At 70.3% G+C, this 14,875-nt stretch carries 9 protein-coding genes; 3 read left to right on the forward strand and 6 right to left on the reverse strand.

Translation table 11 applies throughout. The annotated features are described in order from the left end of the window. Positions 1 to 40: 40 nt before the first annotated feature. Together GR168_RS16765 and GR168_RS16770 are read left to right on the forward strand one after the other, a co-directional pair. Complete coding sequence (locus tag GR168_RS16765; RefSeq protein WP_091344360.1) at positions 41 to 982, forward strand: hypothetical protein; 942 nt, start codon at positions 41 to 43, stop codon at positions 980 to 982. Positions 983 to 997: 15 nt separating this feature from the next. Beyond that, positions 998 to 2,314, forward strand: coding sequence for an AarF/UbiB family protein (locus GR168_RS16770; RefSeq protein ID WP_058251887.1), 1,317 nt, complete (start codon positions 998 to 1,000; stop codon positions 2,312 to 2,314). Positions 2,315 to 2,377: 63 nt separating this feature from the next. Here GR168_RS16770 and GR168_RS16775 read toward each other — a convergent pair whose 3' ends face one another. Together GR168_RS16775 and GR168_RS16780 are read right to left on the reverse strand one after the other, a co-directional pair. Further along, on the reverse strand, positions 2,378 to 2,668 hold the full coding sequence (locus GR168_RS16775; protein WP_058251888.1) for a WhiB family transcriptional regulator: 291 nt from the start codon (positions 2,666 to 2,668) through the stop codon (positions 2,378 to 2,380). 607 nt (positions 2,669 to 3,275) lie between these two features. Continuing rightward, a complete protein-coding gene (locus GR168_RS16780) occupies positions 3,276 to 5,423 on the reverse strand; it encodes an ATP-dependent DNA helicase UvrD2 (protein ID WP_078113374.1) in 2,148 nt (715 codons plus the stop codon). Positions 5,424 to 5,504: 81 nt separating this feature from the next. Between GR168_RS16780 and GR168_RS16785 the strand changes: the two genes are divergently transcribed. Continuing rightward, positions 5,505 to 5,789: a mycoredoxin gene (locus GR168_RS16785; protein ID WP_058251890.1), complete on the forward strand. Its 285-nt coding sequence runs from the start codon at positions 5,505 to 5,507 to the stop codon at positions 5,787 to 5,789. A gap of 42 nt (positions 5,790 to 5,831) precedes the next feature. Here the strand turns inward: GR168_RS16785 and nudC are convergent, their stop codons facing one another. The 4 genes from nudC to GR168_RS16805 form a co-directional block, all read right to left on the reverse strand. Further along, positions 5,832 to 6,767 carry an NAD(+) diphosphatase gene (gene nudC, locus GR168_RS16790; protein ID WP_159371269.1) on the reverse strand — a complete coding sequence of 312 codons (936 nt, stop codon included), beginning with the start codon at positions 6,765 to 6,767 and terminating at the stop codon, positions 5,832 to 5,834. Positions 6,768 to 6,798: 31 nt separating this feature from the next. Next, on the reverse strand, positions 6,799 to 7,869 hold the full coding sequence (locus GR168_RS16795; protein WP_058252009.1) for a potassium channel family protein: 1,071 nt from the start codon (positions 7,867 to 7,869) through the stop codon (positions 6,799 to 6,801). Between the two features lie 102 nt (positions 7,870 to 7,971). Further along, positions 7,972 to 11,376, reverse strand: a complete 3,405-nt coding sequence (locus GR168_RS16800) for a UvrD-helicase domain-containing protein (RefSeq protein ID WP_159371270.1) — start codon at positions 11,374 to 11,376, stop codon at positions 7,972 to 7,974. Further along, positions 11,369 to 14,797, reverse strand: coding sequence for an ATP-dependent DNA helicase (locus tag GR168_RS16805; protein WP_159371271.1), 3,429 nt, complete (start codon positions 14,795 to 14,797; stop codon positions 11,369 to 11,371). The genes GR168_RS16800 and GR168_RS16805 overlap by 8 nt, the downstream gene beginning before the upstream one ends. Between the last annotated feature and the right edge of the window lie 78 nt (positions 14,798 to 14,875).

Here is a 14,875-nt window from a genome sequence, read left to right on the forward strand (position 1 = left end):
CCGAGCGCCCGCGACGGCGTTCGGCTGGCAGAGTTGCCGCATGTCGCCAGCCCGGACGAGTTCCAGCGCCATCTCGGTGTCCCCCTGCGCTGTTCCGCCCGCGGTCCCGCGGCTGCTCCCGGGGACGCCCGTCATCGTCCAGCCGGGCAACTCGGTCCGCGTGGGCATCGATCCGGCCGACAGCCTGCTCCTCGACTTCGACGCCTCGGTGTCGGCGTATTCCGTCGCCGGGCTGCTTCGATCGTTGGAGGATCCGTGCACGGCGGACACCTTCGCTCGCCGCGCCCGACGGGCCGGCCTCCACGACGACGACCTCGATCTGGTCCTGAGCAGTCTGGTGTCGGCCGGCCGAGCGGTTGTCGACCGCCCGCCCACGGCCGCGGAGTTCCACATCCTGATCCATGGCCAGGGGCCGATCAGCGAACAGCTGTCGAACTCGTTGCGCAGCATGGGTTTGTCAGCTCGACGGACGATGCGGCGGCTACCCGACGGGACGCTCGATGCCGTCGACACCGACCTGGTGATCCTGACCGACTTCGTCGTCCACGATCCGCGGGTGGTGTTCGCACTGACCCGGGCCCGGATCCCCCATCTGCTGGTCCGGGTCCGCGACGGGGTGGGCATCGTCGGCCCGCTGGTGCTCCCCGGACTGTCGAGTTGCCTCATGTGCGCGGACCGTCACCGGTCCGACGCGGACCCGGACTGGCCGGCCCTGGCCGTCCAGCTGATCCGGACGTCGGGTCAGGCGAGCCCGGCCGTGGTGGCGATGACCGCCGCGATGGCCCACTCGCAGATCGAGCAATTGGTGGAGGCCGTACGCGACCGGCCGCATGTGGAGCCACGACCCGATCCGCAGCTGCTCGACCATGTGTTGGAATTCCGAGATGACCCGACGCGGCTGGACATCAGACAATGGTCGCCGCACCCGGCCTGCGATTGTCGTCCCGCACCGGATCAGCAAGCCAGGTCGTCTATTGTGTGACGCGGAAAGGATGCTATGACCGACATCACCAAAGGACAGGGTCGCCGCAACGCGAAACTGGCCTCTCTTCCGATCGGTATGGCCGGGCGGGCTGCTGCCGGTTTCGGCAAGCGCATGGTCGGAAGGGACAAGGACGAGGTCAACCAGGAGCTCCTGGAGAAGTCCGCCGAACAACTGTTCGCCGTTCTCGGCGAACTCAAGGGCGGCGCCATGAAGGTCGGGCAGGCGCTCTCGATCATGGAAGCCGCGATCCCCGACGAGTTCGGCGAGCCGTTCCGCGAAGCGCTCACCAAGTTGCAGGCCGACGCCCCGCCCATGCCGGCCGCGAAGGTCCACAAGGTGCTCGACCAGCAGCTCGGCACCCGGTGGCGCGAGCGTTTCCGGGAATTCTCCGACGAGCCCGCGGCATCGGCGTCGATCGGACAAGTACACAAAGGAATTTGGTCGGACGGCCGTGAGGTCGCGGTCAAGGTCCAGTACCCCGGGGCCGACCACGCACTGAAGGCCGATCTGAAGACCCTGTCCCGCATGTCCGGACTCCTGCAGCGCCTGTCCCCCGGCACCGACGTCAAGGCGATGATGGACGAACTCATCGACCGGACCGAGGCCGAACTCGATTATCTCGGCGAGGCCGACAATCAGCGCGCCTTCGCCAAGGCCTACGACGGCCATCCCGACTTCCTCATCCCCAAGGTCGTCGCGAGTGCACCCAAGGTCGTCGTCTCGGAGTGGGTCGACGGCGTCCCGCTGTCGAAGATCATCACCACCGGGGACCAGCAGACCCGCGACGACGCCGCCGCGAAAATGGCCGAATTCGAGGTCAGCTCGCCGTACCGGGTCGGACTCCTCCACGGCGATCCGCATCCGGGCAACTTCTTCCGGGCCACCGACGGGCGGTTCGGCGTACTCGACTTCGGTGCGGTCGGCCACTATCCGGAAGGCCTCCCGCCCGAGACCGGACCGATTCTCCGTCTGGCGCGGGACAAGAAGTACGACGAACTCAAAGAACTCATGATCTCCGCCGAGTTCATCCGCCCGTCCCACGCGAACAAGGTGACGAGTGCCGACCTCGAGGCCTACCTGCGTCCCTACGTCGATCCGCTCTACAGCGAGTCGTTCCACTTCACCCGGAAGTGGATGCAGCGGGCCGCGGGCAAGGCCACCGATGTTCGCGGCGAGGTGTACAAGACGTCACGAAACCTGAACGTGCCCAAGCGTTTCGTGATGGTCTTCCGCGTGCTCGGGGGCTGCGTCGGCATCGCCTCGCAGCTCGAGGCGCATGCCCCGTACCGGGCCATCATGGAGGAGTGGGTCCCCGGCCTGGGCGACTGACCCCACCCCGCAGACACGACACCGACGCCGCGAGCATTTCTGCTCGCGGCGTCGGTTTTGTTGTCATGCAACGTTCTTACGCGGGCGACCGCGGGGACGCTTGCGCGCGATGACGGCTCCGCGCTCGAAGATCTCGCCTCCCCAGACCCCCCAGGGCTCGGATCGATCGAGTGCGGCCTGCAGGCACTGGGCCCGCAACGGGCATTCGGCGCACATGGCCTTGGCACGCTCGAGGTCACGGGGGTCTTCGGCGAACCACAGATCTGCGTCGGCGACCTGGCAGGGCAGGTCGAGCCGGGCGGTCGCTGCGCGGTCCGCCGACATACAGGACTCGAGGACGCATTCGACAGTCATTGGTTTCTCCACATCTGCTCGTTTGGGGTGTTGAACCCGAGTCCTCGATGTGGCTCTGTGTCCGAGACCCCTGGATCGGGGTGGAGATTCGGTGACAGAAAAAGAGGGCCACGGGTGTCGCCTCTGCGATTCGCCCGTGGCCCGGAATGTCTCGGAGATCTAACTCCGGGAACTTCGGAACAGAACGGGGAACCGACGCGGCGCGGCTGCTACTGCTGCGGGCGGTGCGATTCGCGCGACGCGCGCTTCGGCTGTCAGGTGCAGAGCCGCCGGCGGAACGGCGACCGGGCGTGCAAAGCTCGTGCACGCTCGGGCGACCGGCATCCAGGAGCGGGTGCGACCGGTACGCGCGATGGCGGGCTGATTCGGCTTCAGCGCATGCAATTTCGGCGCATACGTGTCGGCTGCTCTCAGGTTCGCCGCAGACTGGCAGATGCCGGCCTGGCTCACGGTGATTCCGTTCACTGATCCACTCCCTTCTGGTCTCGTGGCTTTCCGCGTTCGTGTCGGTCGTCGGTGACTGTGGCGGGCCGGTGTGACGGACGCACACAACCCATCCCCGTACTGACGGGACTCAGAGTAGACGCTGGGCCGAAACCCGCACAACCTATTTTTGACCTGCGGTTTTGACGAGTTCGATGATGTCGGCGCCGTACTCGTCGACCTTCTTCGCCCCGATTCCCGAGATCGCCACCAGCGCAGCGGTATCGGTCGGTCGTTGCTCGGCGATCGCGGTGAGCGTCTTGTCGGAGAAGACGACGAAGGCCGGCACCTTTTTCTCCTGGGCCCGCTCGCGACGCCACTCCTTGAGCGAGACCAGCAGTCCTTCGTCCAGATCCGACGGGCACCCGGCGCAGCGACCGAGCAGCGTCGCGGTCGAATCCATCAACCGGGAACCGCAGACCCGGCAGGTCGGTCCGCGGCGGGGCGCGCGCTCCTTCGCGATCGGCGACGCGGGTGAGTCGTCGGGCACGAGGTCGGCGAGGAACCGCGAGCGACGCCGGGCACGGCCGCCCTCGTTGCGGGCCAGGGCCCACGACAGGTGCAGGTGCTCGCGGGCACGCGTCACTCCGACATAGAACAGTCGCCGCTCTTCCTCGACCTCTTCCCAGGACCCCTTGATCGCCTGGCTGATGGGCAGCGACCCGTCGGTGAGTCCGACGAGGAACACCGCATCCCACTCGAGTCCCTTGGCCGCATGCAGCGACGACAGCGTCACGCCCTGCACCGTCGGGGGATGGCGCGCCTCGGCGCGGGCGGCGAGTTCTGCCGACAGCTGCGGCAGCGTCAGTTCCGGGTTCTCGGCGACCATGTCCTCGGTCAGCTGAACCAGCGCTTTCAGTGATTCCCACCGGCTACGCGCCTGCGCACCGGACGGCTGCTCCTCGCTGAGACCCAGCTCGCCCAGCACCGCGCGTACGACGTCGAGGAGCTCCACGTCGGGTCTGACCTCGCGGCCAGCGACCGTCGCGAGCTGCCGCATGGCCTGCCGGACCTCGGTGCGCGCGAAGAACGCCTCGCCGCCGCGCACCTGGTACGGGATGCCCACCTCGGTCAGGGCCTGCTCGTAGTTCTCGGACTGTGCGTTGACGCGGTACAGGATCGCGATCTCGGCGGGCGCGACCCCCGATCTGATGAGGTGTTTGATCTCGATGGCGATCGCCGTCGCGGCGGCGGGCTCGTCGTCGTACTCGGCGAACTGCGGCGCCGGCCCGGGCGGGCGCTGTCCGATGAGCTGCAGGCGGGTTCCCGCGATGCGCCCCCGGGCGGCGCCGATGACGCGGTTCGCCAGATCGACGACCTGCGGGGTGGACCGGTAGTCGCGCTCGAGACGGACGACCGTGGCCTCCGGGAACCGGCGACTGAAATCCAAGAGATGGTTCGGCGAGGCACCGGTGAACGTGTAGATCGTCTGGTTGGCGTCACCGACGACCGTCAGGTCGTCGCGTTCCCCGAGCCAGGCGTCCAGCAGACCCTGCTGCACCGGCGTCACGTCCTGGTACTCGTCGACGACGAAACACCGGTACCGCGAACGGAATTCGTCCGCGGCGCCCGGTTCGACGGTGAGGATCTGGGTCATGTAGATGAGCATGTCGTCGAAATCGAGCAACCGGTCCCCGTCGGGCGAGACCTTGGCGTCCTCGTAGTGCCCGTACACGGCCGCGACCTTCGGCGGCGGTGCCGGGGACTCGCGGCCGAGCCGGCCGACCGCCTCGACGTAGTTCTCCGGTGAGATCAGCGAGGCCTTGGCCCACTCGATCTCCGACGACAGGTCTCGCAGCGTGTCGGTCGAGGTGTCGAGGCCGGAGCGGCGAGCCGCCCGCGAGATGAGCGGGAACTTGTTGTCCAGGAGCTCCCACCGGGCGTCACCGAAGGCACGCGGCCAGAAGTACCGCAGCTGACGCATGGCGGCCGCGTGGAAGGTCTGGGCCGCGACGCTGCCCCCCGTACCGCCGACACCGAGACTGCGCAGGCGGGTGCGCATCTCGCCGGCGGCGCGGGCGGTGAAGGTGACCGCCAGGACCTGGCCGGGATTGACCTGGCCGGTGTCGACGAGGTGGGCGATGCGCCTGGTGATGGTCCGGGTCTTGCCCGTGCCCGCCCCGGCCAGCACGCACACCGGTCCGCGCGGCGCCAGGACTGCGGCGCTCTGCTCGGGGTCGAGTCCCTCGACCGCGCCACCACTCGCCGACACCGCGGCACGACGCGGGGACTCGGGTTTCGCGGCAGAAGTCGGATGAGGCACGGCGTCCACTATGTCACCAACCACCGACGCCGCCGGCAGGCGAACAACGCGGACGGGAACAGCAGGCCCGGACATGGTGTTATGGGACCCATGAGCAACGTGATCGACGACGAGGCCGGCGCCCGCACCTCCGACTCCGGTGAGCTGACCATGTACACCACGTCGTGGTGCGGCTTCTGCGCGCGCCTCAAGCGCGGCCTCAAGAGCAGCGGTATCAGCTGGCAGGAGATCGACATCGAGCTGAACCCGGACGCCGCCGAGTTCGTGGGCAGCGTGAACGGCGGCAACCATGTCGTCCCGACAGTCCTCTACGCCGACGGCACCACCGCCACCAACCCGTCGATCGCCGACGTGAAGGCGAAGCTGGGCGTCTGAGTCCGGTCGGCCGGCGATGAGTCCAGCGCGACGGCGGCCCGTCTATCCGGCCGCCCAGGCCTCGATCATCGAACGAGCGATCGAGATCGATCCGGGGAGGCGCAGACGGTCGGCGTCGTCGGAACCCGGCGCCTCGGCGCGGGACCAGCCGTCGCCCCGGGTCAGCGCCGCCCGGACCTCGTCGCGATGGAACCACTGCGCATCGCCGATCTCGCCGTCGAGGAACGCCAACTCGTCGGCCGGGTCGCCGAGTGCGGCGAATCCCAGCATCAGCGACCTCGGGAACGGCCACGGCTGACTGCCGAGGTAGCGCGGTTCCCGCACCACGATCCCGACCTCTTCGTACACCTCGCGCAGGACGCACTGTTCGAGCGACTCCCCCGGCTCGACGAAGCCGGCCAGCGTCGAATACCAACCCTGCGGCCACACCGACTGGCGGCCGAGCAGGATGCGATCGGCGCCGTCGTGGACGACGGTGATGATCGCCGGGTCGGTCCGCGGGAACTCGTCGCGACCGGAATCCACACTGCGCCGGACCCACCCACCGCGGGCCGGCCGGGTGACGGAACCGTCGACCGGTGAATGACTCGCGGTCGCATGCCAGTTCAGGATTCCCAGGGCGGTCGCGAGGAGCCCCGCCTCGTCGGCGGACAGTCGCGTCGCACCGCGCCGGGCGTCATCGGTCGGCCCGTCGATGTGGTCCACCCGGCGCGTCCACAGGTCGGCTCCACCGGCGCCGCCCGACCCATCGAATCCGAGGATCACCGCATCCCCCGGTGGCGCCTCGGCCACGGTCGGAGCCGCAACCCAGTGCAGCGCACCGGAATCGGTGACCGGGTAGCGGCCGGCCGCGTCGATCAACAGCACCTTGGCCGTCGGCCAGCCGGCGGCCATCCGCTCGGCGTCGTCGCGGATCGCGTCCGCCCGGTCGAACACCGCCCGCGACAGCAGCGGCGGCTGGGGCATGTCGAAATGCACGGTGACACGGCCTTTCTCGATGACGGAACGATCAGTCGTCGTTGGGGTTGGTGCGGACGTACAGCAGCCGGTCACCGACTTCGATCTGTTCGACCTCGCTGTCGTCGACGCGGTGCAGCACACCGTTCCGCACGACACCCAGGACGATGTCGCGGGTGTGGGCGGGCGATCCGCCGGTCTCGGTCGGGTCGACCTCGCGCTCGGCGATGGCGTAGCCGGCATCCGGGGTGAGGAGGTCCTCGATCACCTCGACCACCGACGGGGTCATCGTCGCGATCCCGAGGAGGCGGCCGGCGGTCTCCGACGACACCACCACCGAGTTGGCGCCGGACTGGCGCATCAGGTGGGTGTTCTCCGACTCCCGGATCGACGCGACGATCTTCGCCCGCGGATTGAGTTCGCGGGCGGTGAGCGTGGCGAGGACCGCGGTGTCGTCGCGGCTGGTGGCGACGACGATGCTGGCGGCGTGCGCGACACCGGCGAGGCGGAGCACATCCGACTTGGTGGCGTCGCCGCGCACGGTGACCAGCCCGTCGGAGGCGGCCGCCTCGAGCACGGTGGCGTCCGCGTCGACGACGACGATCTCGGAGGGCTTGATGCCGTCGCCCCGCATGGCGTCCACCGCGGTGCGGCCCTTGGTGCCGTAGCCGATGACCACGGTGTGATTGCGCACGGTATTCCTCCAACGCTGGATCTTGAGCGCCTGGCGCGACCGTTCGGTGAGCACCTCGAGGGTGGTACCGATCAGCACGATCAGGAACAGCACGCGCAACGGCGTGATGATGACGAGGTTGATGAAACGGGCGAACGGGGTGATCGGTGTGATGTCGCCGTAGCCGGTCGTGGAAAGGGTCACCGCGGAGTAGTAGAGCGCGTCCAGGTACGACAACTCGTTGTCCTGGGCATCGCGATAGCCGGCGCGATCCAGCCAGACCACGACCGAGGTGAACAGCAGGGCCAGGGTCGCCCAGAAGACGCGCCGACCGATCGCCCGGCTCGGGCTCTGCTGGAGTTCGGGGATGCGGACGACGCCGACCAGTGCGTGGTCGGGCCGGTTGGCCAGCTCGGTACCGCCGAAGCGTCGGCGCAGACGGTTAGCCACCGGCACGCACGCGCACGTCGAGTTCGCTCACACGCTGCAATGTAGCCCACCTCGGGGCATCACAAGGCATGTGGCGGGAGCTGTCCCGGGGCACCGGCGCGCTCAGCGGGCCAGCTTCGCGGCGAGGGTCGCCTCGTCGGGCAGGTCGTCGGCCTCCAGGGTGTGCCCGTCGCGCACATAGTGGAACGCGGCGCGAACCTTGGTCGGCTCCACCCCGGCCAGCTGCGCCCACGCCAGGCGGTACGCGGCGAGCTGGATGAAGAGTGATTCCCGGCGGGCGGGTTCGGGGATCACACCGGTCTTCCAGTCCACGACCGTCCACGAACCGTCCTTCTCGGCGAAGACCGCGTCGATCCGTCCGCGCACGACGATCCCGCCGATGACGGTCTCGAAGGGCACCTCCACCTCGGTCGGGCTGCGATTCGCCCACGGCGAGGAGAGGAACGCGGCCCGCAGTTCCTCGAGATCGGCGTCCGGGCTCGCGGTCGCGTCGGCGGCGCCGGGCAGTTCGTCGATGTCGAGGAGCCGTGTCGCCCCGAACCAGCGTTCCACCCAGGCGTGGAACGCGGTGCCGCGCCGGGCCATCGGGTTGGGCCGGAACGGGGTGGGCCGGCGGAGCCGGCGAGCGAACTCGGCCTCGTCGGCGTCGAGTTCGACCAGCTGGCTGACGGACAGATGGGTCGGCAACGACACCTCGACGAGCGCCTGGTTGGCCTGATGGTGCTCGGCGAGCAGGGCCGACACCTCGGCCTCCCACGCCCCGATCTCGTCCGCGGGGTCGGCCGGTGGCGTTGCGGGGGTCTCGGCGTCGGCGGGGCCGGACTGGGCAGCAGGTGTGTCGAACAGCGCGGGCGCCGCGCGGCCGGCGATGGCGTCGGCGACCAGATCGGCCGCCCGCTGTACCGAGTCGCGGCGGCCGGCGAGCGGATCGCGCGGCCACGGTGCCGCGATCGCGCGTTCGGCCAGCGGATTCGGGCTGTCCGGCTCGCGCGGTGGCGTACGCACCGCGATCGACAGACCGGTCGAGTCGGCGCTCGGGTCGGCGATCGCCTCATCGATGCCGGTCATCAACTCGTCGAAGAAATCCGAACCGCCGCGCGGCTTGTCGCCGGTCTCCGACCAGTGATGGGCCGAGATCAGCAGGTCGTGCCGGGCGCGGGTGAGCGCCACATAGAGCAGCCGCCGATCTTCCTCGAGTCGCCGTTCGCCGATCGCGGCCTTGTGGTCGGTCAGGGCGTCCTCGAGCTGCTTGCGGTCGGCGACGGTGTCGATCTTCAGGATCGGGAACCCCTCCGGCGCACCGTCGGCCGCCTCGGCCGGGATGGCCAGATCGCCGCGGAGGTCGGCCGGGAGTTCGCGCGCACTGCCCAGCCACGTGGTGTCGGCCTTGGCGCTGGGGAAGATCCCCTTCGCCAGGTGCGGGATCGCGACGACATCCCATTCCAGGCCCTTGGCCGCGTGCACGGTGAGGATCTGCACCCGCTGTTCGGCCACCTCGATGCGGCCCGGTTCGAGCCCCTTCTCGATGGTCTCGGCAGCATCCAGGAAGGCGAGCAGCCCAGGCAGATTCGCTCCCGGACGATCGGCGTAATGACTGACGTAGTCGGCGAAGGCGTCGAGATGTTCGCGTCCCGTGATCGCACCCCGCATGCGGCGTGCCCGGATCTGCGCCTCGACGCCGACCCCGATCGTGTTCTCCACGTCGGCGACGAGTTCGGGCAGCGGTTGTCCGATGCGACGGCGCAGTGACTCCAACTGCGCACCGAACGCCCGGATGCGGGCGTAACCCTCGGGGCTGTAGTCGGTGGCCTCGCCCGGGTCGACGACGGCGTCGGCGATGCCCGCCCGGTCGACGATCTCGGTGGGCAGCACCGCGTCGAGTGCGGCGTCGAGCGCTTCCCTGCTGGTGACCACCCCGCCCGCCTCGGCGAAACTCTCCGCCGCCAGGTTGGTGGCCCGACGCCACAGCGCGGCGAGGTCCTTGGCGCCGAGCCGCCAGCGGGCCCCGGTGAGCAGACGCATGACCGCGGTCCCGGCCATCGGGTCGGCCATCACGCGCAGGGTCGCGACGATGTCCTCGATCTCCGGGACGTGCAGCAGCCCGCCGATGCCGACCACCTCGGTGGGGATGCCCCGACTCTCGAGCTCGGCGGCCAGCGGCGCCGAATCCTCGTTGCGGCGCACCAGGATCGCAGTCGTCGGCGGCGCCACGTCTGCGGCCTCGGCCGCCCGGTAGCGTTCCTCGATGGCGTCGGCGATCCAGTTCCGTTCGTCCAGAACCGTTTCGGTCAGGGCGATCGACGCCGTTCCGTGCGGGGCATCGGGACGCGGCCGGAGCACACTGACCGGGATACCGCGGCGTCGGAGCTCCTCGGAGATCTGATTGGCCAACCGCAACCCCTGGGCCGAGTTGCGCCAGCTGGTGAGCAGTTCGAGGCGCCGGGCCGGGGTCCCGTCGGGTCGTGGGAAGTCGCGCGCGAACCGCGGCAGGTTGGCCGCCGAGGCGCCACGCCACCCGTAGATGGACTGGATGGGGTCGCCGACCGCGGTGACCGCGACCGGCGCGCGGCCGTGCCCGCCGAACAGGGTCGACAGCAACACCCGTTGCGAGTGGCCGGTGTCCTGGTACTCGTCGAGGAGAACCGCGCGGAAGGCGGTGCGCTCGGCGGTCACGACCTCGGAATTGGACACCACCAGCCGTGCCGCCAGCGACATCTGGCTGCCGAAGTCGAGCGCGGACTGGGCGCGCATCGTCTCGCCCAGCGCGATGACCATCGGGATCAGCTCGCGACGTTCGTCGATGACCTCCTGGACCTTCAGCAGCGCCTGGGTCGGTTTGTCGCGCTGCTTGGGGCCCTTCGGCAGGGTGTCGACGAGCTCGTACAGCGTCGAACCCGCTTGCGCGAGGTCGGCGATGTCGACGAGGTGCTCGGACATCTCGCCGTACAGCTTGAGCACCGCCTCGGTGACACTCGCCGGCACCTTCTTGGTGTTCAGCTCGCCCGGCCACGCGGAGACGAGGGAGAACGCGAGCTGCCAGAGCTCGGTCTCGGTGAGCAGCGTCGACGACGGTTCCACCGGCAGCAGCAGCCCGTAGTCGGCGATCAGCCGGCCGGCGTAGGCGTGATAGGTGCTCACCTCGGGGTCGGCGCCGCGCAGGCGGGCGGCCAACGCGCCGTCGGGATCCCAGTTCCGCAGCGCCGGCGACCCGGCGAGCATCGAGAGCCGACGCCGGATGCGGGCGCCGAGTTCGCTCGCGGCCTTGCGCGTGAAGGTGAGTCCGAGGATCTCGTCGGGGGCCACGAGCTGGTTGGCCACCAGCCACACCACGCGTGAGGCCATCGTCTCGGTCTTGCCGGCCCCGGCTCCGGCGACGACGAGCATCGGCTCCATGGGTGCCTCGATCACCGCCACCTGCTCGGGCGTGGGATCGGGCAGACCCAGCGCCGCGGCCAGCGACTTCGCCCCGACCAGCGGCCGTTCGGTCCGATCCTGCAGGTCAGTCATCGGTCACCGCCTTCCCCGGGATCTGGGCCGGACAGCTGGTGGTGAGGTTGCAGTGCACACAGCCCGGGTTGGGCGTCGCGCTGTACGTCGGACCGATACTCGCCCGGGCCGCGCGACGCACCACCCCGATCCACTCGTCCAGCAACTCCGGCGTGAGCGGCGACTGAACACGTTCGGCCGCACCGGAATTGCGGTTCGCGGTCGACACGTAGACGAGTCGGGCGCCGCCCGGCGCAACGTCGCCGAACTGGGGCACCCCGCCGTGCGCCAGCGCCACCTGATAGGCCGCCATCTGCGCGTGCTCATCGGAATCGGCCTTGGTGATGGGGTTCTTCGAGGTCTTCACGTCGACGACGACCGGCCGGCCGGCGCCATCGGTCTCGAGACGGTCGACACGTCCGCGCAGACGGACCGCGGGCTCATCGGAATCCGGCCCGGTCGCCGCGGGAATGGTTGCGTCGATCGGCAATTCGACGCCCACCTCCTCGAGATCGGCACGCGAGATGCGCAGCCACTCCCGGAAGTGCCCGAGCATGCCCTCAGCCCGTTCGAGTTCGCGAGCCGAGTACCAGCCCGCCCCGGTGTCGACGCGTTCCCAGATGCCGCGCAGCGCCGCCGTCACCTCGTCCGGATCGAGCTGGCCGGCGACCGCCTGGACGAGCGTGTGCACGAGACTGCCGGTCAGCGCGGGAGTGCCGTCGCCGTCGCGGCCGCCGTTGCGTTCGAGCACCCACCGCAGCGAACAGCGGGTCAGTGCATCGACATTCGACGGCGAGAGCGTCAGCGCCCCCGACTCCGGCGTCCACAGCGGATCGTCGGTGCTGGGTGCGGCGAGCCCGAACCAGTCGCGCGGGTGCGCACCCGGGATGTCGGAGTCGGCGAGCTCGGCCAGCAGACGCGCCGCGGCCTTCGTCCGGGGTGCATCGGGTTCATCGACGCCGGCGATCACCGCCGACCGCAGTGTCGCGACGAGGGACGGCAACGAGAGCACCCGGTCGACGCCTGGATCGAGCCGTACCTCGGCGCGGGCCGACTCGGCCGGATCGTCGGTGTCCCCCAACAGATCTGCGAGCTCGGTGATGAACCGCGACGGCGAGGCGTCCCCGCTGCCGTCCTCGACCGCGGTCACGAGCAGCCGGTTGCGGGCCCTGGTGCAGGCGACGAGGAAGAGCCGACGCTCGTCGGCGAGTGCCGTCGCCCCACGGGCGACGGTGTCCACGGCGTCGGCGGCCATGCCGTCGAGGAGGTCGACGAGTTGCCCGGTGGCGAGAACGCCACCCCGGCTGCGCAGCGACGGCCACAGTCCGTCCTGGACCCCGGCGACGGCGACGACCTCCCATTCCCGCCCCACCGCGGCGTGCGCGGACAGCACGGTCACCGACTCGGTTGCGGCGGTGGCTGTTCGGCTGTCGCGCGGGATCTGCAACTGGGACAGGTAGTGCACGAATCCGGCGGGCCCGGCCGCGGGCAGCGTGTCGGTGAAATCCGCGGCGGATTCGAACATCGCCATGACCGCGTCCAGATCGCGGTCGGCCTGTTCACCGGCCGGGCCGCCGCGGACAGCCGATGCCGCCCACCGCCGCTCGAGTCCCGTGGCCTGCCACGCCGACCACAGGGTCTCCTCGATCCCGCGGCGCGCGTCATGGACCCGCTGGGCCGCACCGACGACGTCCAGCACGCGGGCCAGCGGCGCCGCCTCGGTCTCGGTGAGCCGTCGGCGATAGCGCGCGCCGACCTCGGGGTCGAGGATGGCGCGGGTCAGCGACGTGAGCGAATCCGGTTGTCCCGCTGGGTCGTCGGCATCGTCGAGACGCCGCACACCGCGTCGGAGACGGCGCATCGAGCCCGGGTCGGCCGCCCCGATCGGACCGGACAGCAACGTGAGCGTGTCCTCGGTGGTGAAAAGGTCGGTGGTGGCAGAGTCGGTGGGGTCGGGGTCGGACAGGTCGGTACCTGTTTCCGCGGCCGCCCGCGCGGCGACGGCGCGCAGCACCAGCATCAGTCCGATGACGGCTCGTTGCCGATGCAGGGGCAGGTCGCTCGCGGGCGTCGTCAGGGGTACGCCCGCGGACCGGAAGGCGCGTCGGAGCGGCGGCAGGGCCAGGGACACCGACCGGACGACGACCGCCATCTGCGACCACGGGACCCCGTCGAACAGATGCGCACGCCGCAGGAGGTCGGCGATGGCGGTGGCCTCTTTCGCGGCAGACCCGTACACGCGCACCGCGGCCGCGCCTTCAACATCGGCCGCGCCCGGGTCGGCGTCGGCCGAATCCGTCACCGGGTCGGGATACGGGTGCGGGCGAGCGCCGGGCAGCCGGGCGGCGATCGCGCGCCCGAGGCGGGACAGCTCGGGACGGGCGCGGTGATCGTGTTCCAGCAGGATGTCGAACGGGCTGCCCGGTTCGGCCAGCCCGTTCGCGAATCGCGGACTCGCACCCCGGAATCCGAACACGGACTGGTCGGTGTCGGCGGCGATGATCGTCGAGAGGGTTCCGGTGCCGACCAGCGTGATGAGCTGCGCCGCCTGCGGGTCGAGATGCTGTGCGTCATCGACCAGCAGATGCCGGATACGACGGCGCTCGCCGCTCAGCAGGTCGGGATCGGTGGCGAAGGCCGACAGGGCCGACCCGATCAATTCGGCCGCGTCGACCGCGGGCGCCGAGGCCCCCGGGGTCTCGAGCCCGACCGCCCCGCGCAGCAGCATGTTCTGCTCGTACTGCGCGTAGGCCCGGGCGGCCGCGGACCACTCCGGCCGTTTGTGCGTACGCCCCAGCGCGGCAAGCTGTTCCGGACCCACTCCGCGTTCGGCGGCGCGCATAATCAGGTCCCGCAACGCCTGGGCGAACCCGTCGGTGCCCAGCGCGGGCCGTAGGTGGACAGGCCAGTACCCGGCGCCGTCCTCGATGTCACCGGCGAGCAGTTCACGCAGGACGACATCCTGTTCGGACCCCGTGATGAGGCGCGGCGGCGGATTGTTGTGGGCCTGCGCCTGTAAGCGGAGGATCGCGAAGGCGTAGGAGTGCACGGTCCGCACCAGCGGCTCGCGCAGCGCACCGCCGAGCACCCGGCGACCGCCCGAGCCCGCGGACAGGACGCGCCGGGTGATCTCCTCCCGGAGCGCGACGGCGGCGCGCCGGCTCGACGCCAGGACGAGGACCGACTCCGGGTCGGTGGCGGGATCGAGCAGGCGGGCGACCGCGGCGTCGACGATCAGCGCGGTCTTCCCGCTCCCTGGGCCGCCGTGCACCCGCACCGGGCGCCACGCCTGCTCCTCGTCCGCCGGCCGACTCGTGGGCGGGTCGATCACCTGCGCCACCGACGGTGGCCAGTGCCGGGGCCGGTCCGTCGGGTCGGGGGCCGCGACGAGTCGCGCACGCAGCGCGCTCCGCGGGGTCTGGGCACCCGGTTTCCGACTCATGCACCCATCGAATCACGGCCCACCGACGACCACGTCGGCCGTGCCCGCAACCTGTGTCCCCGCGACCTGTGTCGGAGT

Origin of the sequence: Gordonia sp. JH63, from assembly GCF_009856645.1 — a bacterium.
Lineage (GTDB): Bacteria > Actinomycetota > Actinomycetes > Mycobacteriales > Mycobacteriaceae > Gordonia > Gordonia hongkongensis.

Bases quoted from the DNA above. Each gene is read 5' to 3' on its own strand.
- GR168_RS16765 (WP_091344360.1), top strand. From the start codon at position 41: ATGTCGCCAGCCCGGACGAGTTCCAGCGCCATCTCGGTGTCCCCCTGC.
- GR168_RS16770 (WP_058251887.1), top strand. From the start codon at position 998: ATGACCGACATCACCAAAGGACAGGGTCGCCGCAACGCGAAACTGGCC.
- GR168_RS16775 (WP_058251888.1), bottom strand. From the start codon at position 2,668: ATGACTGTCGAATGCGTCCTCGAGTCCTGTATGTCGGCGGACCGCGCA.
- GR168_RS16785 (WP_058251890.1), top strand. From the start codon at position 5,505: ATGAGCAACGTGATCGACGACGAGGCCGGCGCCCGCACCTCCGACTCC.
- GR168_RS16800 (WP_159371270.1), bottom strand. From the start codon at position 11,376: ATGACTGACCTGCAGGATCGGACCGAACGGCCGCTGGTCGGGGCGAAG.
- GR168_RS16805 (WP_159371271.1), bottom strand. From the start codon at position 14,797: ATGAGTCGGAAACCGGGTGCCCAGACCCCGCGGAGCGCGCTGCGTGCG.